Genomic DNA, 22,111 nt, shown 5'->3' with positions numbered 1-22,111 from the left:
AGCGACATGCAGGCGAAGGTCGGTGACCGCGTCATCATCCACGGGCGCACCGTCGGCTCGCCGGACCACTCCGGTGAGGTGGTCGAGGTCCGTGGACATGACGACGACCCGCTGCTGGTGGTGCGGTACGACGACGGGCGCGAGGCGATCCTCTCTCCCGGAAGCGACTGCGAGATCCGGCACGCGGGCTGACTCACGCGGGCGCCGGACCCCGGTGCGGATCCGGCGCCCGTCGCTCCGCTCCCTCACCGCTCGCTCGCCCGAGACTCAGCATCGTCGATCGAACGGAGGCCGGACATGGCCGTCATCACGAGTCGCGAATTCCACGAGGCATCCGGAGTCGCCGACTGGCGCGCGACCGCCGCAGGTGCCGCCGCCTACTTCGACACACGCGACTTCAACGCGGGTGCGGCGTTCGTCGCCGAGATCGCGAAGCTCGCGGATGCCGCGAACCACCACCCCGACGTCGACCTGCGCTACCGCGGGGTCACGGTCCGCGTCGTGACGCACTCGGCGGGCGGGCTGACGCAGAAGGACGTCGAGCTCGCACGGCAGATCTCCGACGCGGCCGCGCGACTTGGAATCGCCGCGGATCCGTCGAGGCTCCCTCCGCCGACGGATCCGACGCACGGAGGAAGCCCCGACTGACGCGTCAGCGCACGGGCTGCTGCAGTTCGGTGACCCACTCCGACTCGGGCAGCGGCTCGCTCTGCAGATAGACCTCGCGGCACGCGCCCACGAGCTCGGCGCCGTCGGAGTCGATCTCCTGCATGAACGCGTTCCACGCGCGTCCGATCCCCGCCATGTCTCCGCGGTACGTCGTGACGGCGGCGCGCTCGACCTCCGGCAGCTCGACGACTTCCCAGCCCTCACCCTCGAGGGGGCGGGCGCCGGCGATCCACGAGACCCACACACGCAGGTCGTCGCTGTCCTCGACGGGCTCGTACCAGAAGACGCCGGGTTCGCGGTGTTCGACGCCCGCCGCCTCGAGCGCGGCCTTGAGGGGCGGGAGGATCCGGTCGATGACGGGTGAGACGTTCTCAGGTCCTCCGCCGGGGGCGATCCCGCTCGCGGCGTACACCGTCACGGGGTCGATCCGGCGGTATTCGATCTGGGGCATGGGTGCTTCTCCTTCCAATGCGGAGAGCCGCTCGTCCAGGCGCGCGAGCCGCGCGGCGTCGGCCCGTATGGACCCCTGCAGCTCGGCACGACGGCGCCGAAGCACGTCGCGCAGCGCGCGCTCCTGGTCCGGGGCGTCGAGCACGGTCGCGGCGTCGTCGAGCGAGCATCCGAAGTCGCGCAGCTCGACGATCCGCAGCAGACGGCCCAGTTGCGAGGGGTCGTACAGGCGGTATCCCGAGTGCGGATCGACCCGCGCGGGACGCAGCAGTCCGATCGCGTCGTAGTGGCGCAGCATCCGCACACTCACGCGGCCGAAGGCGGCGAACTCTCCGATCGTATACATGGTGAAGCCCACGCTCGACCATGACACAGTGGCAGGGTCAAGTCACATCTGCGCGGCTCGAGTTGTCTCTCTGGTAGGCGCACTGATCGCCGCCGCAGAGGGAGGAATCGCACATGAAGCTGGTCGTCGCGGGTGGAACAGGAGTCGTGGGCACGCACGTCGTCGATGTGGCGAAGGGGCGCGGGCACGATGTCGTCGTGCTGTCGCGCCGCACGGGCGCCGATGTGCGATCGGGCGAGGGTCTCGCTGACGCGATCGCGGGCGCGGATGCCGTCGTCGACGTGCTCAGCACGCAGACCCTCTCGGCAGACGTGTCCACCGGGTTCTTCACCGGAACGACGCGCGCACTGCTCGACGCAGAGAAGCGGATCGGCGTTCCCCACCACGTCGCCCTGTCGATCGTCGGCATCGACCGCGCGCCGTACGGCTACTACGCCGGCAAGGTCGCGCAGGAGCGGCTCGTCGAGACCGGTGCCGTCCCCTGGACGATCCTGCGCGCGACGCAGTTCCACGAGTTCGCGGGGCAGACCTACGAACGCGCCAAGATCGGCCCGCTCCATCTCGCGATCCGCATGCGCACGCAGCCGATCGCGGCACGCGAGGTCGCCGAGCGGCTCGTCGAGCTCGCCGAAGAGCCGCCGGCGGGTCGAGCGCGCGACCTCGGTGGCCCTCGCGAAGAGAACCTCGCCGACATGATGCGCGCCTACGCGCGAGCCAAGGGCTCGCGCGCCTGGATCCCCGCGATCTCGCTGCCCGGCGAAGGAGGGCGACGTCAGCGCGACGGGTCGCTCCTTCCCGGTGCGGACGCGCAGCTCGGCACGCAGACATTCGACGAGTGGCTCGCGACCCAGCGGTTCTGATCGGGTCGACCAGACGACGGATGCCGCGCCCCCGCCCGCGTGGACGGAGGGTCGCGGCATCCGCTGCGCCTGCCGTCAGCCGAGGTTCGCGGGTCGCGCCCAGTCCTCGCCGAGCACGTGCTGCGCGAGGAACGCGAACACGGTCTCGTACCAGACGACGGCGTGCTGGGGCTTGAGCACCCAGTGGTTCTCGTCGGGGAAGTACAGGAACCGGTGCACGATCGAGCCGTCCTCGGCGGCGAAGTGCTTGTTCAGCTCGGACCACAGCCGCAGACCCTCGCCGACCGGCACGCGGTAGTCACGGTCGCCGTGCACGACGAGGAGCGGCGTGCGGATGTTCTCGACGAACAGATGCGGCGAGTTCTCCATCATCGCCTCGGGCGTGAAGATCGACTCCCAGTAGGGCGAGAAGTCCGTCGTCGGACCGAACTGGTCGAGCGCCCACAGGCTCGCGTGCGTCACGATCGCGCGGAAGCGATCGGTGTGACCGGCGACCCAGTTCGCCATGTAGCCGCCGAACGAGCCTCCCATCGCGGCCGTGCGCGTCTCGTCGATGTCGTCGCGTGCGACGGTCGCGTCGGTGATCGCCATGAGGTCGGTGTACGGCGCCTTGCCCCACGCGTTCCAGCCGCGCGCGATGAAGTCGAGACCATAGCCGGTCGACAGCGCGGGGTCGGGCAGCAGCACGGCGTAGCCGCGCGCGACCGCGAGCTGCGGGTTCCAGCGCCAACTCCACGCATTCCAGCTGTTGAGCGGGCCGCCGTGGATCCACAGCAGCAGAGGCGCGGGCTTGTCGGCCGAGGCATCCGGCGGAAGAAGCAGCCACCCGCGCACGCGCGCGCCGTCCTCAGCCGTCGTCTCGACCTCGGTCATCGTCGCCGGGACCTCGGGCAGCTCGAACGGCGCCGTGAGCGGGGTCACGGTGCCGTCTCGCGTGATGCGCACAGGGTGCGACGGCGCCATCCACGACGATCGAAGAGCGACGAGGTCACCCGTCATGCGGTCGACGTGCACGTCGGTGTAGGTGAAGTCGTCGTGCGTGAGCTGCTCGGGTGCGCCGCCGTCGAGCGGGGCGAGGAACACCGGGCCGCGGCCGTCCTGGTCGGCGGTCACGACGAGCGACGCGTCATCGGCGGCGAACGTCAGGCTCGACGGCCAGCGGTCCCATTCGGAGGCGATGCGGCGCGCATCCGAGCCGTCGATCGCCGAGACCCACAGCTCGTACTGCGTCGGGCCGGCCGGGGTCGACTTCTCGGTGCGGAGGAAGGCGAGGCGCGATCCGTCGTGGCTGATCGCGGGGAACTCGAAATCGACGCGCGCCTCATCGAACAGGGTCGTGTGCGCGCCGGTCTCGGTGTCGATCGCGACGAGCCGGTAGCGGGCGTCCTGTCCCTCGGGCACGCGCAACGCCGCGACCACCGTCGAGCCGTCGGGAGTGATCGCCACGCCGGCGGCATCAGCGGAGCGGCCGGGCTTTGGCGTGAGGTCGTGCGGGCGCGGGAGCGATGCGGGGTAGGGCGTGGGCGCGTCCTCGTCCTTCTCCTCGTCCGCGGCATCCGACTCGGCCGACTCGTCGCGCACCGCGCCGACTGTGTCGCGCAGGGCGGCGAGGTCGAGCGCGAGCAGGTGCGGCTCGGCGGGGCCCAGGTCGTGGTCCCAGAAGCGGATGGGGTAGGTCTCGTGCAGGATCGCCGAGACCTTCTTCTTCTTGCGCTCCGCGCGCAGCTTCGCCTCGGCCTCGATCGAGTCGGCGCTCGGCAGCAGCTCGGCCGACGCGACGATGCGACTGGCGGCCTCGGCGACCGCGGCGATCGACGAGACGCCGCCGGCGAGACGCGTCACCGCGCGGGCCTCGCCGCCGCCCGCGGGCAGCAGCCACAACTGACCGGACTCGTCGTCTTCGTCGGCGTCGGAGTCTGGGCGCGCCGACACGAAGAGCACGTCGCCTGTCGAGGTGAAGGCGGGGGCCGCTTCGCCCTTCGCCGACCGCGTGAGGCGGCGAGGAGCGGCATCCGTTCCGTCAGCCGGGATCTCCCACAGCGATCGGTCGAAGCCGGTGCCGTCCTTCTTGACCGTGGCGACGACCAGGACCGCGCGACGACCATCGGGTGAGAGCGTGAGCCCCTCGATGCGGGGAAGGGCGATGTACGAATCGAGCGAGTCGAAGGGCGTGGGCATCCCACAACGCTAACCCGGGCAGGCGGTGTCCTGCGCAGTCCGTTCACATCTCTTCGTGGGTATTCGGGTCGCCGTTCCACAGCCGCCCGCGCTCGAGCGCCGAGATCGCGGCGACCTCGTCGTCGGTGAGCTCGAAGCCGAATACGTCGGCGTTCTCCCGCTGGCGGTCGGGGTCACCCGACTTCGGAATCGGCGTGCTGCCGAGCTGCACGTGCCAGCGCAGCACGATCTGCGTCGGCGTGACGCCGTGGATGTGCGCGAGCTCGACGAGCACCTGCTCGGTGAGCAGCTCCGTGCGACGCGCGAGCGGACTCCAGCTCTCGGTGCGGATGCCGAGCTCGGCGTGCACCGCGCGCAGTTCGGCCTGCGGGAAGTACGGATGCATCTCGATCTGGTTCACCGAGGGGACGACACCGGTCTCGTCGATCAGGCGGCGGAGCATCTGCTCGGTGAAGTTCGAGACGCCGATCGAGCGGATCTTGCCCGCGTCGCGCAGATCGATCATCGAACGCCACGTGTCGACGTAAAGGTCGCGGCTCGGGTTCGGCCAGTGGATGAGCGAGAGGTCGAGGTAGTCGACGCCGAGCGTCGCGAGCGACCCATTGGTGCTCTCGATCGCGAGGTCGTATCCGTGGTGGCGGCCGGGGATCTTGGTCGTGACGAGGAGCTCCTCGCGCGGCACGCCGCTGCGGCGCATCGCCTCGCCCACTTCGCGCTCGTTCTCGTAGTTGACCGCGGTGTCGAGCAGCCGGTACCCGAGCTCGATGGCCGACACCATGGACGCCACCCCCTCCGCTCCGCGCAGGTTGTAGGTGCCGAGACCCAGCTCGGGGAAGGACGTGCCGTCGTTGAGGGTCACCGTGGGGATCTGCATGCGTCCATCTTGGCGCGGGTTCGAGGCGGCGAGGCCGGAAGAGTCGATGCGCGACGAGGCATCCGTCGACGGGTATCACCGCGGGGCGGTTTTCGATGCCCCGATATTCTCGGTTCATGCCGCTTCTCTGGATCGTTCTGGGGCTTGCGGCGCTCGTCCTCGGTGCTGAGCTCGTCGTCCGCTACGGCGCGCGCCTCGCGCGGCAGCTGGGGTTACCGCCGATCCTCATCGGCCTCACGGTCGTCTCGATCGGGACGAGCCTTCCCGAGCTCGCGGTCGGCATCGACGCCGCCAACAACAACGTCGGTTCGCTCGCCGTCGGCAACATCGCGGGGACCAACATGGTCAACCTGCTCCTCATCCTCGGGCTGTCCGCGGCGATACGCGCGCTGCCGCTGACGCTGCAGACGATCCGCCTCGACCTGCCGATGATGGGCGGCGCAGCGTATCTCCTCCTGATCTTCGGGATCGACGGAGCCCTCGAGGTGTGGGAGGGCATCCCGCTCGTCGTGTTCGCCCTCGTCTACATGGTGCTGCTGGTGCGATGGACCCGCCGGGAGAGCGCGCTCGTGCTCGCGGAGTTCGCCGCCGAGTACCCCACACCCCCTCGGCGTGAGCACAAGTTCGGCACGATCGCGATCCAGTCGCTGCTGCTGGTCGTGGGCCTCGTGGTGATCGTGGTCGGCGCCGACTGGCTCGTCGACGGTGCGGTCGAGCTCGCACAGGCGCTAGGGGTGTCGGATGCCCTCATAGGCTTGACCATCGTCGCGATCGGCACGAGCGCGCCCGAGCTCACGACGACGATCATCTCCACCATCCGGGGCGACCGCGACATCGCGATCGGCAACCTCATCGGGTCGAGCATCTTCAACCTGACGATCATCCTCGGCGTGACGCTGCTGTTCTCCCCGGGCGCGATCCTCATCGGACCGCAGCTCGTCTACGTCGACCTGCCGCTCATGGCGGCCGTCTCGTTCCTCTGTGCTCCGCTCATGACGTCGGGGCGCATGCTGTCGCGCCGTGAGGGGTTCGGGTTCGTGGTCACCTATATCGCGTATCTCACCTACCTGATCGTCGCCCGTACCTGACGTCAGCCACGCGCTTCACTCGTCGTCGAAGTCCGTCCACGCCGCGATGTCGACGCCGTGGTTGTCAGGTGACGCGAGGGTCCAGTACTCGGGAGCGTGGGAGTCGTCGACCATGCGCCCGCCCGCCGCGAGTGCGGCCTCGATGCGCTTGCGTGCGACATCGGGCGGCACCGACACGTCGATGTGCATGCGGCCGCGTCGCGACTTCGCCGGCTCCAGCTGCTGGAACCACAAGTGGGGGCCGCGGCGGTTCGCGTCGATGGCGTCCTCCATCCCCAGCTCCTCGTAACCGAAGGCCGCCGCGAAGAAGGGCCGCACGTCGATGTCGGGGTCATGCGCGATCGCGAGCCCGACCTGCTGCAGGTTCGTCGGGTCGGGCTCCATCCCCAGCTCACGCGCTGCTGCGGAGACGCGTTGCGCGAGCTCGATGTCGCTCCCGGTGAGCCCGCCGCTCCGCCGCGAGAAGGTGCGGACGGTGACGCCCTCGGGCCGCAGGTCGACGTCGGGATGGTGCTCGAGCTCGCCCGCGATCCGTCCGATCTCGACCACGAGCCGCACAGCCTGGTCGTACGACTCGGCGCGGTAGAAGGCGTAGGCGCCGAAGTAGAGGACGCGCCAGTCGTCGACACCGGATGCCTCGTGGAACTCCTTCGCCGAGACCGCGGTGCGCACGCGCCCGCTGCCGATCGGCGGCTGCGAGAGGATCGCCTCGGCGAGCTCATCCGGACGCGTGAGCATCGGCCAGTGCCCGGTCGGGATGTCGACGTACGTCACATCCTTGATGCGCGTGAACTCCTGCACGGGCGGCGCGCCCTCTGCGATCCACGAGAGGAGGTCGTCGGAGGCGAACTCCGTCGCGATGACGGTCACGGGGACGTCGTATCGCCGCTCGTCGCCCGCGTAATGCGCCTCGTCGCTCACGACCCGCGCCGGCGTCGGCACGGCGTACGCGGCGAGCGCCTCCTGGCCCGCCTCGCCGAGGTCGCGCGTGTCGGCCTCGTCGAACTCGGACCACGCCGGCAGCGGGATGACGCCGTCCTCCACCGTGTAGCCCTCGACGAGGGGCCTGCCTTCGACCGCGGGGAACCCCGAGATGTAAATCGCGCGCGCCACCTTGTCAGGACGCGCCGCGACGGCGAGGGAGACGATGCCGCATCCGGCCGAATGCCCCACCACGATGACGGGCGCCTCGCACGCGTCGATCTCGGCGATCACCGCATCGACCGCATCCTGCTGAGTGACACCCGACCGATCGCCGTCGTCGCGGCCCATGCCCGGCAGCGTCAGCGCGTGAGGGCGATGACCGGATGCCTCGAGCTTCGGCGCGACGGCGTACCACGCCCAACCGCCGAGCCACATTCCGGGTACGAGGATGATGTCCATTAACCGGCCTCCTCAGCCGTCGATCGTGTTGGTCGGCACGCGCTCACGCGAGTATTGCGCGTGCCACCGACAGCCGTCGAGTGGCTCCGCCCTTTGACGGTTCTCGCAGGAAGCGCCACGGTTTCGTCCAGACCGGTCACGCAGACTCGATGACTTGTGTCCGACCCGAGGGCACGCCCGCCGCCGCGTGCCGGCGACGGGAAAGCGACCCGAAAGACGCGTTCCCGCATGCTCTCCACGCCCACGTCCGCCCTGCCCGCCGCCCCCGCCGCGCCCGAGCCCGCCGCCGCCCCCAAGCGTCGTCGTGCGGCGGCGCTGACCGCCGGCGCCGTGCTCGGCACGACGATCGGCCTCGTGGCCCTCACGGGCTTCACCGCCGCCTCGATGCCCCTCGCCTCCGGCGCATCCGCGGCCGTCGCGAGCCCCGTGCAGGTGGCCGGCACGGCTCTCGCGGCGCTCACCGACACGAGCGAGCCGGCGCTGTTCGAGAAGATCGCGGCGGATGCCGACGCGGCCCTCCGTGCGACGGACAACGCGGTCGAGCGCGCGAAGCAGGTCGAGGCGGATGCCGCGGCATCCGGTCTCGACCTCGGCGAGGGTCCGACGACGATCGACACGAAGCACCTGCGCGCGGCCGCCGAGCGGGTCGAGAACTTCGTCGGACTGCCGCCGATGCTCCCGTCGCTCACGAAGACCGTGATCGCGCACCTCGAGGACGTCGTCACCGAGACCAACGCTCTCCGGGCGCGCCACGACGCCGCCGCGAAGGCCAAGGCCGAGGCGGAAGCCGCTGCGGCCGCCGCGGCCGCTGCCGCCGCCGAGGCGCAGCGCAAGGCCGAGGAGGCCGCCGCGGCACTCGCCGCCGCCAACACCGTCGAGGGCGCGCAGGCGATCGCCCGCGACCTCGCCGCGTCGCAGTACGGCTGGGGCGGCGACCAGTTCTCGTGCCTCGTGAACCTGTGGAACCGCGAGTCGGGCTGGAACTACCAGGCCTACAACGCCGGAAGCGGCGCGACCGGCATCCCGCAGGCGCTGCCCGGCAGCAAGATGGCGACCGCGGGTCCGGACTGGCAGACCAGCGCACGCACGCAGATCGTCTGGGGCCTCGACTACATCGCCCGCGCGTACGGCTCCCCGTGCGGCGCGTGGGGCCACTCGAACGCGTTCAACTGGTATTGATCCGGGAGGGCGTCCGCGGCATCCGTGTCACACTGACCTCGTGCGCCGGCTGACGACGATCGGGGTCTACGGGGTCGACGCCGAGTCGTTCCTGCGGCGCCTGCGCGACGCGGGCGTCGGCGTGCTGCTCGACACGCGACAGCGCCGCGGTGTGCGCGGACCCGAGTACGCGTGGGCGAACTCGCTCCGCCTCCAGGCCCTGCTCTTCGATGCGGGCATCGCGTACCGGCATCTGCCCGACCTCGCGCCGACGACCGAGCTGCGGCAGCTGCAGTATGCCGAAGACGACCGCCGGGGCGTGGGCAAGCGGTCGCGCGACGCGCTCGCGCCCGAGTTCGCACGCCGATACGTCGCCGAGGTGCTCGACCGCGCCGACCTCACGCCCGTGCTCGAGGCCCTCGACGAGGGCGTGATCCCAGCCTTCCTGTGCGTCGAGCGCGACCCCGAGGCGTGCCACCGGTCGCTGATCGCGGGACGGATGCGGCGAGACCACGGCGTCTCGGTCGAGCACCTTCTGCCGTGACGGCGTCCCTCAGTCCGGAGCGGCGAACTCGGCTGAGCCGGCCACCGCGCGCGCATAGCGCTGCGAGATCTCCTCGAGCAGCGGCACGAGTTCGCGCGGCGACTCCACGACGAAGTCCATCATGAGCATGCCGATGTACGCCGCGACGGTGTCGAGGCTGTCGGCACCCGTCACGAGCACGCACGTGTCGTCGTCGATCGGCTCCACAACGCCGACCGTCGGGTTGATGCGGGCGAGCACGCGTTCGGCGGATGCGGCGATCCGCAGCCGCGCGTGCACGTTCCAGCCCTCGATCGCGATCGAGCGCAGGGCGAACGCGGTGTAGTCGCCGCCGGGAAGCGGCTGCGGGTCGAAGCGGCGGCGGGTCGGCATCCGCAATCTCATCCGATCGACCCGATAGGTCGCCCACGCGCCGCTCTGCGGATCGCGTGCGACGAGGTGCCAGCGTCGCTTCCAGCTCAAGAGGCGATACGGCTCGACGAGGCGCGCCTCGTCGTCGTAGTCGAAGCGCAGCCACTCGACGTCCTGGATCGCCGCGGCGATCGCGCGCAGGGCCGTCGCGTCGACTTCGGGATCCGGGGCATCCGTGTCGACGTTCTCGGGCGCGCGCTCGATCGAGCGCAGCGCTTCGACCGTGGGCCGCAAGTGGGTCGGCAGCACCTGTTCGAGCTTGTCGAGCGCACGGCCCCCGGCCTCCTCCACCCCGCTGATGCCGGCCGCCACGCGCAGGCCGACGGTCACGGCGACCGCCTCCTCGTCGTCGAGCAGCAACGGCGGCAGCGTGCCGCCCGCGCCGAGTCGGTAGCCGCCGACCGGTCCGCGCGTCGCGTCGACCGGGTACCCGAGGCCGCGGAGGCGGTCGATGTCGTGGCGGACCGTGCGCGTCGAGACGCCGAGCCGCTCGGCGAGCTCGCGCCCGGTGCGCTCGCGCGCGGACTGCAGGAGCGCCAAGAGACTCAGCAGGCGGGCGGGCGGATCGGCCACGAAGATTCCTCGAGATCGGTCGGATTATTAGGAACGGATCGAGCCTAATAGCACCGTAGCGTCGGAGACATGAACACCACCACCGCCCCCCTCTCCCTCCGCCCCTTCACCGTCTCGATCTCCGACGCCGAGCTCGCCGACCTGCGCGAGCGCCTCTCCCGCACGCGCTTCCCCCAGCCCGCCCCGACCGACGACTGGGACGCCGGCACACCGAACTCGTACCTGCGCGAGGCCGTCGCCGCGTGGAAGGCGTTCGACTGGCGCGCCGCCGAGACGCGGATCAACTCCTACCCGCACTTCATGACCGAGATCGACGGCCAGCCGATCCACTTCATCCACGTGCGCTCCGAGCACCCCGGCGCGACGCCGCTGCTCCTCGCCCACACCTACCCCGGGTCATCCGTCGACTACCTCGACATCATCGACCGGCTCGTCGACCCGGTCGCGCACGGCGGCAAGGCGGAGGACGCGTTCGACGTCGTGATCCCGGATGCGCCCGGCTTCGGCTTCTCGCAGCCGCTCACCGCGGCGGGGTGGACGACCGCCCGCGTCGCCGCCGCGTACGACACCCTCATGCGCGGCCTCGGCTACGAGCGCTACGGCATCCACGGCTCCGACAACGGCGCCATGGTCGCCCGCGAGCTCGGGCTGCTGAATCCCGAGGGCTTCCTCGGCCTGCATGTGCTGCAGCTCTTCTCGTTCCCGTCGGGCGACCCCGCCGAGTTCGAGAAGCTCGAGCCGCAGGACTACGCCGGACTCGAGCACATGCAGTGGTTCCAGTCCGTCGGCGGCTACAACACGATGAACGCGTCGCGGCCGCAGACGATCGCCGCGGGCCTGAGCGACTCGCCGGTCGCGCTCCTCGCGTACAGCGAGCTGTTCAACAGCTTCGGCAACGGCACCTCGCTCGTGCCGCTCGAGAAGATCCTCCTCGAGGTGAGCGTCAACTGGTTCGCGAACGCCGCGTCGGGCATGAGCCGCGTCTACCTCGAGGACGCGCGCCGGCAGGCGGAGCCGCAGGTGAACGCCGCTCCCACAGGTGTCGCCGTCTTCGCGGACGACTTCCAGACGATCCGGGTCTTCGCCGAGCGCGACAACTCGAACATCGTGCACTGGAGCCGCTTCGACGAGGGCGGCCACTTCGCGGCGCTCGAGCGTCCGGAGACCGTCGTCGGCGACATCCGCGAGTTCTTCCAGAAGGTGCGCTGACGGGCTGGTCCGGGTCGTTCGCGCGGCCCGTACCAGAATCACAAAAAGATAACGACGAACCCTTGCCGTCGTTACCTTCTCGTTATAGAGTGCATGCACGGTAGTTGTTTTGCTGTGGCAGCTGCCGGCATGTGATTGCAGGACACTCTTGGTGCAAGGGACAAGGGCCGGTCGGTAGCCTCTCCGACCGGCCCTTACTCTGTCAGCACTCGATGACGTTCACCGCGAGCCCGCCCTCACTCGTCTCCTTGTACTTGTGCGACATGTCGATGCCGGTCTGCCGCATGGTCTCGACGACGGCGTCGAGCGACACGTAGTGCGAGCCGTCGCCGCGCAGCGCGAGGCGCGCGGCCGTGACGGCGGTCGACGCGGCGATGGCGTTGCGCTCGATGCACGGGATCTGCACGAGCCCGCCCACCGGATCGCACGTGAGGCCGAGGTGGTGCTCCATCGCGATCTCGGCCGCGTTCTCGATCTGCCGGTTGGTGCCGCCCATGACCGCGGTGAGTCCACCTGCGGCCATCGCGCACGCCGAGCCGACCTCCGCCTGGCATCCGCCTTCGGCGCCCGAGATCGACGCGTTCGCTTTGAACAGCGATCCCAGCGCGGTCGCCGTGAGCAGGAATCGACGGATGCCGCGCCGCCGGTTCGCCTCGACGTAGAGGTCCTCGTCGTGGTCGTCGAGGCGCTCCTCGCTCAGCGACCGGGAGGAGGAGCCGCCGAACGCGAACAGCGCACTGCCGACGAGCGGTCCGTGTGGAGTGACGGCGTTGTCGGCGCCGAGCCCCGAGTCGGCGAGGAAGCGCCACCAGTACATCGCGACCGCGGGGAGGATGCCCGCCGCGCCGTTCGTGGGCGCCGTGACGACGCGCCCGCCCGACGCGTTCTCCTCGTTGACCGCGAGCGCGAAGGCACCGAGCCACTCCCCCGGCAGCTCCCGGTGCCCCGACGCTTCGGCCTCTTCGAGCTGCTCTCGTATCGCGGCAGCGCGCCGCTTCACGCGCATGATGCCCGGGAGCTCTCCGTCGGCGTGGAGGCCGGCCTCGATGCATCCGGCCATCGCGTCCCAGATCGCGTCGAGACCCGCCGCGACCTCCTCTTCTGACCGCACCGCCTGCTCGTTGATGCGCGCGGCCTCGGCGATCGTGAGTCCGTGCTCGTCGCACAGAGCCAGGAGCTCCTGTGCGCTGCGGAAGGAGAGCGGGAAGGGCCGCGCCGCGGCCTGCGCGGGCTCGCCCTCGCGACGGATGAAGCCGCCGCCGATCGAGTAGTACGTCTCCTCCGCGAGCGGCGCCCCTGCGGCGTCGAGCGCGATGAGGGTCATGGCGTTCGGATGCCCCGGCAGCCGCGTCCGCGGCGCGAACTCGATGTCGTCCTTCGCGAACCGCACCGCGTGCGTACCCGCGAGAGCGAGCGTGCCCCCGGCGGGCCAGTCGCTCCACGCGCGGCGGACGGCATCGGGGTCGACCGTCGCGGGGTCCTCGCCGCGCAGTCCGGCGACGACGGCGTCGGGCGTTCCATGGCCGATGCCGGTCGCGCCGAGCGAGCCGAAGAGCGTGCAGCGGATGCGGACGGTGCGGTCGAGGACTCCCGAGTCTCGCAAGCGGTCGGCGAAGTCACGGGCCGCCCGCATCGGGCCGACCGTGTGGGAGCTCGAGGGTCCTACGCCGACGGAGAACAGCTCGAACGCCGAGACGTAGGCGCTCACCCCTCCAGGTTAAGCGAGGCGTGCGCGGTCAGACACCGCCGCCTCCGCCGCCTCCGCCGCCTCCACCGGCGGACCCGCCCCCGCCCGAGCCGCCGGACGTCGACGACGACGCCGAGGCGCTGGACGAAAGCGACCCGATGCCGGCCGAGAACGCGGCGGCGTTGAATCCGCTCGAGCCCACGTACCACCCCGGGTTGCCCTGCGATCCGTACAGCACCGCGAGGCGCTCCGCCCACTCGCGCTCCTGCCCGAACACGACCGCGTACGGCAGCAGCATCTCGTAGAGCTTGAGCATCTCTCGCGGATCGTTCGGGTCGATCCGCACGCGCTCGGCGCCCTGCGGCGACTGGAGCATGCGGATGCGGTCGGCCTCCGCCCACTCGATGAAGACCTTCAGTCCCTTGAGGTGGTCGCGCACCTCGGCGCCCTCGGCCGTGAGCGGCTTGTGCGAGACGAGCCCGATCGTGGCGAAGACCACGAGCCCCGTCGCGATGATGACGAGGACCGGGACCCACCCGTCGACGAACGCATCCAGCGCCGCGATGCCGAAGAGGACCACGAAGGCCGCCGCCAGAATGGCGACGACCACGGGCAGCGCGCGCACGCCCAGGGGCACGCGACGGCGCAGCCCGCGCCGATCGAGCTCGCGGTTCGCGGCTTTGATGATCGCCTGCGCGGCCGTCGAGAAGCGCGTGTCGGTGCGGCCGAACTCGAACTCCTCGCCGGGTGTGCCCGTCGGGAACAGGCCGTCGAGAAGCATCCGCCCATCGCCGTCCGCTCGCGACGGGTCCACGAGCACGGCCCGCAGCTTCGCTTTGCCGGTCCACGAGCGTTTGCCCTCGACGATCCGGATGCTGCCGACGACAGCCTGCTCGAGCACCTCTGCCGGGATCGCCTTCGTCGTCTTGCCGAGCAGCACCGCGCTCTCGAGGGCGTCGACCTGGCGCGGCGGCGTGTACTCGGCGATGATCGTCGGCCTGCCGGACGCGTCGCGCAGCTTGCGGGATCGCGTGACGCCGGCGAACACGGCCGCGCCGCCCGCGAAGAGCGCCGCGATTCCCTGCGCCCAGCCCCACGGCGACGCGAAGTAGGCGGAGTCGAACGTCGTGAAGGTGCCCGCCTCGAAACCGACCGCGATCGTCATTGTCTGGAACGCGGCGAGCTGATCGGCGGATGCCACCACCGTCGCGCCCCCGTCGTTCGACGGCGCCGCGGTGATCGCGCACTGCTGGGTCGAGCCTTGATACCCCTGGTAACACGCCTGCTGTCCGGTCAGCGCGTCGGACAGCTCGGGCGGCACGATGAGCGTCGTCGACACCCGTCCGAACGGCTGCCGCCAGTCGGCACCGTTGACATCCCAGTAGAACTCGTCCGCGCCGACATCGTCGAAGTACCGCGTGACGTTCTCGAGCGTGTACGTGAACACGAAGGTCTGCCGCCCGTGCACGTATTCGTCCGCACGCGACGTCATGATGTACCAGCCGTCCTCCGACGCGACTTCGGACGGGCGCGGCCGGCCGTTCTCGTCGGTGATCGAGATGAGACGCGGATTCAGCGGCGCCCCCTGGTACGAGTCGGGGATCATCCGGCGCATGCCGCGGTTCTGGTCGAAGTCCGGGAACACCGCCACGAACGTCTCCACCACCTCGAGCGTGCTCGCGCCGTCCTCGGCGCGACCGATCGTATAGACGACGTCCAGGCTCTCGAACGTGAACGCCTCGACGTCGGTACCCGCGACCGCGGCCGTCGCGGCATCCGTCTCCGTCGCGGAGGCGGCGGATGCGCCGCCCAGCGCCCCCGCGAACGACACCGCCACAGCGATCGCACTGACGACGATCCTCTGCCAGACAGACATGTCCCTCAGCCTAGGGGCGGGTTCCGCGCGGACTCTCTCCCGGCGTCGCACTCGGGCTCTACTCTGGTGTGCATGACGGACCGCCGCCTCGCGATCGACGCCTGGGAGAGTCTCTTCCGTGCGCAGCACGAGATCTTCGAACTCATCAGCCGCGACTTCGACGAGGGAGAGCTCACGCAGGCCGAGTACGACGTGCTTCTCACGGTGACGCGCGGCGAAGATCAGACGGCTCGACTGCGCGACGTGACCGCCAACATGCTCATCAGTCAGCCGAGCGTCTCACGGCTCGTCGATCGCATGGTCTCGCGCGGCCTCATCACGAAGTGCCCCGATCCCGACGACGGCCGCGGCGCGCTCGTCAGGGCGACGCCCGAGGGCGCGTCGCTGTTTCGCAAGCTCGCGCACGTGCACGGTCGCCAGATCGCGGAGCGGATGTCGGTGCTCTCCGACGACGAGCTGGCGAAGCTGCGCGAGCTCACGTCCAAACTCCGCGACCGCGCGAAGGTCGACGGCGCCGGCTGACCCTTCGCCTCGTCGCCGCGCTCCTCGCTCAAGGACCGGAGCGTGCGGCATCCGTCATCACGGCGTCCGCCTGCGCAGTGTGAGCGACGCGAGCACCACGGCACCCACGACGAACGCGACCACGATGAGCAGCGGCCCGTAGACCTCCCATTCCTCGTCGCCGGCCGTGACCGCGTTGACGGCGTCGACCGCGTAGCTGAGCGGAAGCCAGTCCGAGATCGCGTACAGCGCGTCGGGCATCTGGTCGCGCGGCATGATGATCCCGCCGAGGAGGATCTGCGGGAACACGATGATCGGCATGAACTGCACGGCCTGGAACTCGGTCCGCGCGAACGCGCTCGCGAGCAACCCGAGCGCCGACCCGAGCACGGCGTCGACGACGGCGACCAGCCCGAGTTGCCACAGCGGACCATCGACCTCGAGCCCGCACACGGAGACCGCGAACGCGACCGTGATGAGCGCCTGCACGATCGCGGCGGCCGCGAACGCGATGGCGTATCCCGCGATGAAATCGCCCTTGCCGAGCGGCGTCGTCATGAGGCGCTCGAGCGTGCCCGACCGGCGTTCGCGCAGGGTCGTGATCGACGTGATGAGGAACATCACGACGAACGGGAAGAGCGCGAGGATCGCCGGGCCGACCATCTGGAAGACCTGGTCCTGATCGACGAACAGCCACGCGAACAGGCCGACGAGCAGGCTCGGGGCGACGAGCATGAGCGCGACCGAGCGGTGGTCGTGGCTGAGCTGGCGGAGCACCCGCCCCGCCGTCGCGAACGTGCGTGAGAACCTCATCGCCGCGCCTCCGTCCCGGAGTCGTCGCCGTGGCGATGCTCGGAACGCGGATGCGCCCGCGCGTCCTTCTCGACGAGCGCGAGGAACGCGTTGTCGGGGTCTTCCTCGCCCGTCGCCTCGAGGAACGCACGCGGCGTCGTGTCGGCGATCACACGCCCCGAGCGCATGAGCAGCAGGCGGTCGCATCGCAGCGCCTCGTCCATGACGTGGCTCGACACGATGAGCGTGGCACCCTCTTCGGCGAGCGTGCGGAACACCGCCCACAGCTCGGCGCGCAACAGCGGGTCGAGGCCCACCGTCGGCTCGTCGAGCACGAGCAGCTCGGGCGAGCCCAGCATCGCGACCGCGAGCGACACGCGGCTCTCCTGGCCGCCGCTGAGCGAGTCGATCGTCTGCTTCGCCTGGTCGGCGAGCCCGACGCTCTCGATCACGCGATCGACGTGGTCGCGCGGAGCGCCGATGAGGCGCGCGAAGTACCGCAGGTTCTGCTCGATCGTGAGGTCGCCGTACACCGAGGCGGCCTGCGTGTCGTACGCGACCCGGTGGCGCAGCGTCGCCGAGCCGGCGGGCTGGCCGAGGACCGTCACCGTGCCGGAGGCGATCTTCTGCACGCCGACGATCGACCGCATGAGCGTCGTCTTGCCGCAGCCCGACGGGCCGAGCAGGCCCGTGATGCGGCCGCGCGGGATCTCGACGTCCAGCCCCTCGAACACGCGCGTCCTGCCACGCCGCACGTGCAGATCGCGCACGAGGACGGCGGGTGAGGCATCCGGCACGGCGGGATTATTCATCACGCGATGAATTATGCTCCCGGGCTATGCGGCGGTCAAGACGTCTGGCCGCCCCCGGCGTTGAAGTGCTCCCAGTGACCCTCCGAGATGACGTCGACAGCGCCGTCGACGACCCTGATCGCGGTCTCCTCGTCGATCGCGTACGCGGGGCCGGGGATCTTCGTCGCCCATCGACGAGCCGCCTCGGTGGTGTTCTCCGTCCAGCCCGGGTAGTCGAGGTGCGGGAAGATCGAGAAATCCACGACTCCGAGCGTCTCGTCGGTGCCATCGGGCTGCCAGTCGACGAACTCGCGAGCGATGCGCGGGGTCATGACCATGCTCCCGGCGCTCACGCCGACCCAGATGGTGTCGTGCAGCTCGGGCAGCAGATCGGCGAGCCCGGACTCCCGCATCCACTTCGCGAGGAAGACCGCCTCGCCGCCGTCGACGAGCAGCACGTCCGCCGCGCGCACCCACGGCTCCCACCGCTCACGGCCGATGCTCGGCAGCACCGCGAGCTCGAGCACGCCGACGGACTTCCACCCGAGTTGGACCATGCTCTCGACCTCGTTCCTCCACCGCCCCGCGGTCGAGTTCCACACCGACTGCGGCGAGCACATCGGCTGACCCCATTGCGCCGTGGGCACGAACAGCGCGTCCGCCTCCTCGATGGGCTTGCCGAGCATGTCGACGAGGGCGTTGCGGATGCTGTCGTTCGTGACGCCGCCGGACGTGAGGAGCAGTTTCATCGAATGCCTTCCTGCGCGAGGGGTGCCGGGCTGCGCTCGGCCCTGAACTGGTAGGTGGTCTGGCCGAACGGCTCGCCCTTGGAGTGCCCGCGCGCTTTCGTCGGAGTCACCTCGTAGACCACGATCTCGACGTCGGGCGCCGCCAGCGTCTCGAGCCGGCCGTCCGCCGGCTCCAGGATCCAGCGACCGTCCCACCGCGTGCGGAAGAGGTCGGCGACGCGGCGCAGCGCCTCGGGATCGGTGATCGGCGTCGCGGTGCCCTCGAACATCACGTCCAGTCCCCGGTCCCATTCGGTGTCGCCGACGAGCACGAGGATGTTCGGGTTGGCCTGCAGGTTCGCGTGCTTCACCTCGCGGCGGCCGGTATGGAAGTACATCCGGTCATCGTGAAACACGGGGACCACCGGGGTCGAATGCGGACGCCCATCGGGCCGCACGGTCACGATCCATGCCACTTCGGCGCGGGCGAGACGCTCGGCGGATGTGGCCCACGGAGTGGGCAACGCGGCGGGGTCGCTGAACCGCCTGTCGAGGCTCTCGGTCGGCATCGCCATCGATCCTCCAAACTGATTGCAGAGTGGAACCGGTGTGCGCCAACCTAGCAGTACCGATTGCAAAGTACAATTAGATTCATGACGGATGGTCGGGAGGACGGTCACCGGTCGGGGTGCCCCATCAACCTGGCCGTCGAGGTGCTCGGTGACCGTTGGTCGCTCGTCGTGCTGCGCGACGTGATGTTCGGCAACCGCCACCACTTCCGCGAGCTGCTCACCGGGTCGGAGGAGGGCATCGCGTCGAACATCCTCGCCGATCGGCTCCGGCGCCTGGTCGCACAGGGACTGCTGTGGCGCTCCGACGACGAGACGCATCGCCAGAAGATCCGCTACAGCCTGACCGAGGCCGGCATCCAGCTCGTGCCTGTGATGGCGGCGCTCGGATCGTGGGGCCGCCGGCACCTGCCCGCGAGCCACGAGCTGTCGGTCAGAGCCGAGCTGCTCGAGAGGGGCGGACCCGAGCTGTGGGACCGCTTCATGGACGAGCTGCGCGAGCAGCATCTCGGCATTCGGCGACCCCCCGGCGCCGCTTCGGTCTTCGCGGAGCTCCAGGCGGCCTACGAGGCGGCGGTCGCCGAATCCGCCCCCGCGGTCACTCCGTGAGATATCGCTGCACGGTCGGACCAATCCGTGCGACGAGCTCATCGACGGATGCCCCGGCCAGCGGCTTCAGCTTGAGCACGTAGCGCCCGAGCAGGAGCCCCGCGATCTGCGTCGCGACGAGCGAGGCGCGCAGCTCGGCATCCGGCACGTCCAGCTGGTCCGCGATGCGACCGATCAGCTCGCGCGACAGGAACGCCGCGAGCAGAGGGGTCGTGAGGCGATTGCCGAGCGTCGCGCGCAAGAGCGCGAGGCCGCGCTTCTGCACGTCGGCGTCCTGCCACGTCTCGAGCACGTACCGCACGAGGCGCTCGCCGATGTCGTCGCGGGGCCCCTCGAGCAGGCGCGGCACGTCGACATCAGGCCGGATCGGCGCGTCGACGATCTCGGTCAGCAGGTCGGCCTTCGTGCCGAAGTAGTGGTGCACGAGCGCCGCGTCGACGCCTGCGCGCGCCGCGATTCCGCGCATCGTCGCGCCGTCGTAGCCGAGGTCGCCGAACTCCTCGGCCGCCGCGGCGAGGATGCGCTCGCGCGCGTCCGAAGATCCCCCACGCGGGCGCCCGCGGCGCCGCTTCGCGGTCGGGACGACGTACTCCGGCATGGGGTCAGCATAGGCCGCGGCTGCGACGCGGCACGCGCCCCGGTCACCAGCGGTTGTGCACGTCCTCGGCCCAGCCGGTGATCCCGTCGAACTCGAGGAGCTCTCCCGCGTCGGTGCGGAACGTGCCCGACCAGTGCCCGAAGCACTGGTCCGTCTTCGACGAGATCACGCCGAGGTTGGTCCGCGAGATCTTGTTGTAGAACGGCGTGAACGTCGCGTCGAGACTGCCGCCGGCGACGCGCCACGGGCGGCGCCAGTTCGCGACGTCGTAGTCCCAGGCCAGCTCGTCGTGGATCTTGTGCAGACGTCCGTCGACGAGCATCGCGTTCTCGGTCGACCCCGTGCCGTCGGTCCACTGCCCGCCGACCTGCACGCCGATGACGCGTCCGTTCGAGATCCCGGAGCCGGCACCCCAGTTCCAGGCCACGTCGTACGGCCAGCGACCACGACCGTGGTCGAGCACCGCCCACGACTGTCCCGCAGGCACGTCGCGCTTCATGCCGTCGAGGGTGACCGAGCCGCGCGCCGGGCGAGCCACGTCCTTCACCGTGTATTGGAAACGGCTCGCGGTCCACGGCACGACGACCGCGAGGCGCTCGTGCCCGTCGGGCCGCTCCGCCACGACATCGAACTCCGCCCCCGGGATCCGGGCGCGCAGCCGAGTACCGCCCTCGACCTCGTCGATGTCGATCTCGAGATCCTTGGCGCGGGCCCTCGCGGGGCCGACTTCGAGTCGGGGCGCGAGCTCGACGCCCCGCGCGGGCAGCACCGTCGCGTTGCGGCCCCATGTTCGCTGGCGCACCCGGTCGAGCACCCACACCTCGTGCACGGCGGCGTAGTCGATCGACGACACCGTGAGCGCGAGGATGTGCGTCGGCGTGATGACGTTCCAGTACTCCCAGCGCTTGTTCCGCCCGCCGCCGCGGCCGATGCCGGACGTGTCGACGAGCGGCTGCCGCGCCCATCCGATCGCATCGGTGTTGAGGCGTCCGTTCGGGCGGGTGAGGGAGACGGGTTCGGCGAGCTCGCGCTCGCGACGGGCAGGAGCTTCGGTGGCGGCCGCGGGCGACATGCGCGCGGGCGCGGAGGAATCGGCGGTCATCGGCTTCCTTGCTGACGTTCCGGGGGTTCGGGTTCCGTCGATCCTAGGGGACCCGATCCCGGGGGGCGCAAGCGGGGTGGAGGTGAAACCGCCGGGGAGGCGTACGCCGCATCAGCGTGAAACCGCCGGGCTGGATCGGCCCTCACGCCGTCGTTCAGACGCCCGAGGGGCGTTTCATCCCGGCGCTTTCACGCCCTCGACCGATGACCGCGGACGCACCCGCACAGACGAAACGCCCCGGGCGGGGCCCGGGGCGTGGGTGCTGGCGTGACCGGAGGTCACCGCTCGATGGACTGTGGCGAGTCGGTACTCTCGCGAGCCTCGATCGTCTGCGGGGCGCCCTCGGTCATCACCGGGATCTTGCGCGGCTTCGCCTCCTCGCTCACGGGGATCGTGACGCTCAGCACACCGTTGTTGTAGCTGGCCGAGATGCGATCGGTGTCGATGCCCTGGCCGAGGTTGAGCTGGCGCACGAAGCTCGCCGCCTCACGCTCGCGCGTGATCCACTTGACGCCCTCGCCGGACGGGAGCGTGCGCTCCGCGCGGATCGTCAGCAGCTGACCGTCGACGTCGATGTCGACCGAACCGGGGTCGATGCCCGGCAGGTCGGCGGTCAGCACGTAGTGGTCTCCGTCGCGGTAAAGGTCCATCGGCATACGCCTCGGTCCGCGCACGGTCTCGAAGAGGCTGGACGTCAGCCGGTCGAGATCGCGGAACGGGTCGAACGTTGCCATCGGTCCCTCCTTCTCTTCGTTCACTCGTGTCTCCATTCAAGTTGAGTCGACTCGACTCAACCACTACCAGATTAGCACTCGACACAAGCGAGTGCTAACTCGGAAAGCGTTCGCCCAGAGCGAACAGGAGGTCGGCCGGAGGCCGCGGTCAGGGCCGCTGGAACGACACCAGCCCGACGAGATTCCCCTCGGAATCCCGCACGAACGCCTGCCACTCCTCGTGCCCCGCGGGGCCGAGTCTGTCGTCGTCGTGGGTGAAGATCACGTGCGGCTTCTCGACCACTTCCGCGAGCCCGTCGAGGCGCTCGATCGTCTCGTGCACGTTCTCGACGTGAAGGTATATGAGCGACGACGGGGCGTTCCGATCGAACAGCAGGCGCA

The 22,111-nt window shown here is 70.2% G+C and carries 24 protein-coding genes; 9 read left to right on the top strand and 15 right to left on the bottom strand.

What is annotated here, in order from left to right:
- The first annotated feature begins 6 nt into the window (after positions 1–6).
- Positions 7–192, top strand: a complete 186-nt coding sequence (locus VFF97_RS13160; RefSeq protein WP_325033959.1) for a DUF1918 domain-containing protein — start codon at positions 7–9, stop codon at positions 190–192.
- 105 nt (positions 193–297) lie between these two features.
- The gene (locus VFF97_RS13155) at positions 298–648 is read left to right on the top strand and encodes a 4a-hydroxytetrahydrobiopterin dehydratase (protein ID WP_325033945.1); all 351 of its coding nucleotides are present in this window, start codon (positions 298–300) and stop codon (positions 646–648) included.
- Between the two features lie 4 nt (positions 649–652).
- Here the strand turns inward: VFF97_RS13155 and VFF97_RS13150 are convergent, their stop codons facing one another.
- Positions 653–1,465 (bottom strand): MerR family transcriptional regulator, encoded by an 813-nt coding sequence (locus VFF97_RS13150; protein WP_325033944.1) that lies wholly within the window; start codon positions 1,463–1,465, stop codon positions 653–655.
- A 113-nt stretch (positions 1,466–1,578) separates the two neighbouring features.
- Here VFF97_RS13150 and VFF97_RS13145 point away from each other — a divergent pair, with 113 nt between their 5' ends.
- Complete coding sequence (locus VFF97_RS13145; RefSeq protein WP_325033943.1) at positions 1,579–2,325, top strand: SDR family oxidoreductase; 747 nt, start codon at positions 1,579–1,581, stop codon at positions 2,323–2,325.
- Positions 2,326–2,400: 75 nt separating this feature from the next.
- Here the strand turns inward: VFF97_RS13145 and VFF97_RS13140 are convergent, their stop codons facing one another.
- Together VFF97_RS13140 and VFF97_RS13135 are read right to left on the bottom strand one after the other, a co-directional pair.
- Entirely contained in the window at positions 2,401–4,503 is a 2,103-nt protein-coding gene (locus tag VFF97_RS13140) for a S9 family peptidase (protein WP_325033942.1), read from the bottom strand.
- A 43-nt stretch (positions 4,504–4,546) separates the two neighbouring features.
- Positions 4,547–5,377, bottom strand: coding sequence for an aldo/keto reductase (locus VFF97_RS13135; RefSeq protein WP_325033941.1), 831 nt, complete (start codon positions 5,375–5,377; stop codon positions 4,547–4,549).
- Positions 5,378–5,493: 116 nt separating this feature from the next.
- Between VFF97_RS13135 and VFF97_RS13130 the strand changes: the two genes are divergently transcribed.
- A complete protein-coding gene (locus tag VFF97_RS13130; protein ID WP_325033940.1) occupies positions 5,494–6,465 on the top strand; it encodes a calcium/sodium antiporter in 972 nt (323 codons plus the stop codon).
- Positions 6,466–6,480: 15 nt separating this feature from the next.
- Here VFF97_RS13130 and VFF97_RS13125 read toward each other — a convergent pair whose 3' ends face one another.
- The gene (locus VFF97_RS13125; RefSeq protein WP_325033939.1) at positions 6,481–7,848 is read right to left on the bottom strand and encodes an alpha/beta fold hydrolase; all 1,368 of its coding nucleotides are present in this window, start codon (positions 7,846–7,848) and stop codon (positions 6,481–6,483) included.
- Between the two features lie 228 nt (positions 7,849–8,076).
- Here VFF97_RS13125 and VFF97_RS13120 point away from each other — a divergent pair, with 228 nt between their 5' ends.
- Together VFF97_RS13120 and VFF97_RS13115 are read left to right on the top strand one after the other, a co-directional pair.
- Positions 8,077–9,027 (top strand): phospholipase, encoded by a 951-nt coding sequence (locus VFF97_RS13120; protein WP_325033938.1) that lies wholly within the window; start codon positions 8,077–8,079, stop codon positions 9,025–9,027.
- Positions 9,028–9,067: 40 nt separating this feature from the next.
- Complete coding sequence (locus tag VFF97_RS13115) at positions 9,068–9,550, top strand: DUF488 domain-containing protein (RefSeq protein WP_325033937.1); 483 nt, start codon at positions 9,068–9,070, stop codon at positions 9,548–9,550.
- A gap of 9 nt (positions 9,551–9,559) precedes the next feature.
- Here VFF97_RS13115 and VFF97_RS13110 read toward each other — a convergent pair whose 3' ends face one another.
- Positions 9,560–10,534 carry a helix-turn-helix transcriptional regulator gene (locus VFF97_RS13110; protein ID WP_325033936.1) on the bottom strand — a complete coding sequence of 325 codons (975 nt, stop codon included), beginning with the start codon at positions 10,532–10,534 and terminating at the stop codon, positions 9,560–9,562.
- 69 nt (positions 10,535–10,603) lie between these two features.
- Between VFF97_RS13110 and VFF97_RS13105 the strand changes: the two genes are divergently transcribed.
- Entirely contained in the window at positions 10,604–11,743 is a 1,140-nt protein-coding gene (locus tag VFF97_RS13105) for an epoxide hydrolase (protein WP_325033935.1), read from the top strand.
- Between the two features lie 202 nt (positions 11,744–11,945).
- Here the strand turns inward: VFF97_RS13105 and VFF97_RS13100 are convergent, their stop codons facing one another.
- A complete protein-coding gene (locus VFF97_RS13100) occupies positions 11,946–13,451 on the bottom strand; it encodes an L-serine ammonia-lyase, iron-sulfur-dependent, subunit alpha (RefSeq protein WP_325033934.1) in 1,506 nt (501 codons plus the stop codon).
- Between the two features lie 28 nt (positions 13,452–13,479).
- The gene (locus VFF97_RS13095; RefSeq protein WP_325033933.1) at positions 13,480–15,306 is read right to left on the bottom strand and encodes a DUF2207 domain-containing protein; all 1,827 of its coding nucleotides are present in this window, start codon (positions 15,304–15,306) and stop codon (positions 13,480–13,482) included.
- A 72-nt stretch (positions 15,307–15,378) separates the two neighbouring features.
- On the opposite strand from VFF97_RS13095, the gene VFF97_RS13090 reads away from it, so the two are divergent.
- Positions 15,379–15,828: a MarR family winged helix-turn-helix transcriptional regulator gene (locus VFF97_RS13090; protein WP_325033932.1), complete on the top strand. Its 450-nt coding sequence runs from the start codon at positions 15,379–15,381 to the stop codon at positions 15,826–15,828.
- Positions 15,829–15,885: 57 nt separating this feature from the next.
- Here the strand turns inward: VFF97_RS13090 and VFF97_RS13085 are convergent, their stop codons facing one another.
- From VFF97_RS13085 to VFF97_RS13070, 4 genes are read right to left on the bottom strand one after another with little or no spacing between them, the layout of a single operon-like run.
- Positions 15,886–16,620, bottom strand: a complete 735-nt coding sequence (locus VFF97_RS13085) for an ABC transporter permease (RefSeq protein WP_325033931.1) — start codon at positions 16,618–16,620, stop codon at positions 15,886–15,888.
- The gene (locus tag VFF97_RS13080; protein ID WP_325033958.1) at positions 16,617–17,411 is read right to left on the bottom strand and encodes an ABC transporter ATP-binding protein; all 795 of its coding nucleotides are present in this window, start codon (positions 17,409–17,411) and stop codon (positions 16,617–16,619) included. Before VFF97_RS13080 ends, VFF97_RS13085 begins: the two co-directional genes overlap by 4 nt.
- A gap of 35 nt (positions 17,412–17,446) precedes the next feature.
- A complete protein-coding gene (locus tag VFF97_RS13075; protein WP_325033930.1) occupies positions 17,447–18,139 on the bottom strand; it encodes a Type 1 glutamine amidotransferase-like domain-containing protein in 693 nt (230 codons plus the stop codon).
- Positions 18,136–18,687 carry a pyridoxamine 5'-phosphate oxidase family protein gene (locus VFF97_RS13070; RefSeq protein WP_325033929.1) on the bottom strand — a complete coding sequence of 184 codons (552 nt, stop codon included), beginning with the start codon at positions 18,685–18,687 and terminating at the stop codon, positions 18,136–18,138. The genes VFF97_RS13075 and VFF97_RS13070 overlap by 4 nt, the downstream gene beginning before the upstream one ends.
- Before the next feature lie 84 nt (positions 18,688–18,771).
- On the opposite strand from VFF97_RS13070, the gene VFF97_RS13065 reads away from it, so the two are divergent.
- Entirely contained in the window at positions 18,772–19,296 is a 525-nt protein-coding gene (locus VFF97_RS13065; RefSeq protein ID WP_325033928.1) for a helix-turn-helix domain-containing protein, read from the top strand.
- Here the strand turns inward: VFF97_RS13065 and VFF97_RS13060 are convergent.
- From VFF97_RS13060 to VFF97_RS13045, 4 genes are all read right to left on the bottom strand, one after another.
- Positions 19,286–19,894 carry a TetR family transcriptional regulator gene (locus tag VFF97_RS13060; RefSeq protein WP_325033927.1) on the bottom strand — a complete coding sequence of 203 codons (609 nt, stop codon included), beginning with the start codon at positions 19,892–19,894 and terminating at the stop codon, positions 19,286–19,288. The genes VFF97_RS13065 and VFF97_RS13060 overlap by 11 nt on opposite strands.
- A gap of 43 nt (positions 19,895–19,937) precedes the next feature.
- A complete protein-coding gene (locus VFF97_RS13055; protein ID WP_325033926.1) occupies positions 19,938–20,996 on the bottom strand; it encodes a DUF2804 domain-containing protein in 1,059 nt (352 codons plus the stop codon).
- 278 nt (positions 20,997–21,274) lie between these two features.
- Complete coding sequence (locus tag VFF97_RS13050; protein WP_325033925.1) at positions 21,275–21,730, bottom strand: Hsp20/alpha crystallin family protein; 456 nt, start codon at positions 21,728–21,730, stop codon at positions 21,275–21,277.
- 148 nt (positions 21,731–21,878) lie between these two features.
- On the bottom strand, positions 21,879–22,111 hold a 233-nt coding region (locus VFF97_RS13045), incomplete at its 5' end, for a VOC family protein (RefSeq protein WP_414684260.1).

Source organism: Microbacterium sp., from assembly GCF_035687345.1.
In the GTDB taxonomy this organism is placed as follows: Bacteria; Actinomycetota; Actinomycetes; order Actinomycetales; family Microbacteriaceae; genus Microbacterium.
Note: the sequence above shows the minus strand (reverse complement) of the source record. Positions and strands in the feature narration are given on the sequence as shown.

Excerpts from the sequence above, each read along its gene's own strand:
- VFF97_RS13120 (WP_325033938.1), top strand. The coding sequence starts at position 8,077 with ATGCTCTCCACGCCCACGTCCGCCCTGCCCGCCGCCCCCGCCGCGCCC.
- VFF97_RS13060 (WP_325033927.1), bottom strand. The coding sequence starts at position 19,894 with ATGCCGGAGTACGTCGTCCCGACCGCGAAGCGGCGCCGCGGGCGCCCG.
- VFF97_RS13125 (WP_325033939.1), bottom strand. The coding sequence starts at position 7,848 with ATGGACATCATCCTCGTACCCGGAATGTGGCTCGGCGGTTGGGCGTGG.
- VFF97_RS13160 (WP_325033959.1), top strand. The coding sequence starts at position 7 with ATGCAGGCGAAGGTCGGTGACCGCGTCATCATCCACGGGCGCACCGTC.
- VFF97_RS13150 (WP_325033944.1), bottom strand. The coding sequence starts at position 1,465 with ATGTATACGATCGGAGAGTTCGCCGCCTTCGGCCGCGTGAGTGTGCGG.
- VFF97_RS13065 (WP_325033928.1), top strand. The coding sequence starts at position 18,772 with ATGACGGATGGTCGGGAGGACGGTCACCGGTCGGGGTGCCCCATCAAC.
- VFF97_RS13155 (WP_325033945.1), top strand. The coding sequence starts at position 298 with ATGGCCGTCATCACGAGTCGCGAATTCCACGAGGCATCCGGAGTCGCC.
- VFF97_RS13145 (WP_325033943.1), top strand. The coding sequence starts at position 1,579 with ATGAAGCTGGTCGTCGCGGGTGGAACAGGAGTCGTGGGCACGCACGTC.
- VFF97_RS13055 (WP_325033926.1), bottom strand. The coding sequence starts at position 20,996 with ATGACCGCCGATTCCTCCGCGCCCGCGCGCATGTCGCCCGCGGCCGCC.
- VFF97_RS13075 (WP_325033930.1), bottom strand. The coding sequence starts at position 18,139 with ATGAAACTGCTCCTCACGTCCGGCGGCGTCACGAACGACAGCATCCGC.
- VFF97_RS13105 (WP_325033935.1), top strand. The coding sequence starts at position 10,604 with ATGAACACCACCACCGCCCCCCTCTCCCTCCGCCCCTTCACCGTCTCG.
- VFF97_RS13080 (WP_325033958.1), bottom strand. The coding sequence starts at position 17,411 with ATGAATAATCCCGCCGTGCCGGATGCCTCACCCGCCGTCCTCGTGCGC.
- VFF97_RS13135 (WP_325033941.1), bottom strand. The coding sequence starts at position 5,377 with ATGCAGATCCCCACGGTGACCCTCAACGACGGCACGTCCTTCCCCGAG.
- VFF97_RS13130 (WP_325033940.1), top strand. The coding sequence starts at position 5,494 with ATGCCGCTTCTCTGGATCGTTCTGGGGCTTGCGGCGCTCGTCCTCGGT.
- VFF97_RS13090 (WP_325033932.1), top strand. The coding sequence starts at position 15,379 with ATGACGGACCGCCGCCTCGCGATCGACGCCTGGGAGAGTCTCTTCCGT.
- VFF97_RS13095 (WP_325033933.1), bottom strand. The coding sequence starts at position 15,306 with ATGTCTGTCTGGCAGAGGATCGTCGTCAGTGCGATCGCTGTGGCGGTG.
- VFF97_RS13050 (WP_325033925.1), bottom strand. The coding sequence starts at position 21,730 with ATGGCAACGTTCGACCCGTTCCGCGATCTCGACCGGCTGACGTCCAGC.
- VFF97_RS13140 (WP_325033942.1), bottom strand. The coding sequence starts at position 4,503 with ATGCCCACGCCCTTCGACTCGCTCGATTCGTACATCGCCCTTCCCCGC.
- VFF97_RS13070 (WP_325033929.1), bottom strand. The coding sequence starts at position 18,687 with ATGCCGACCGAGAGCCTCGACAGGCGGTTCAGCGACCCCGCCGCGTTG.
- VFF97_RS13085 (WP_325033931.1), bottom strand. The coding sequence starts at position 16,620 with ATGAGGTTCTCACGCACGTTCGCGACGGCGGGGCGGGTGCTCCGCCAG.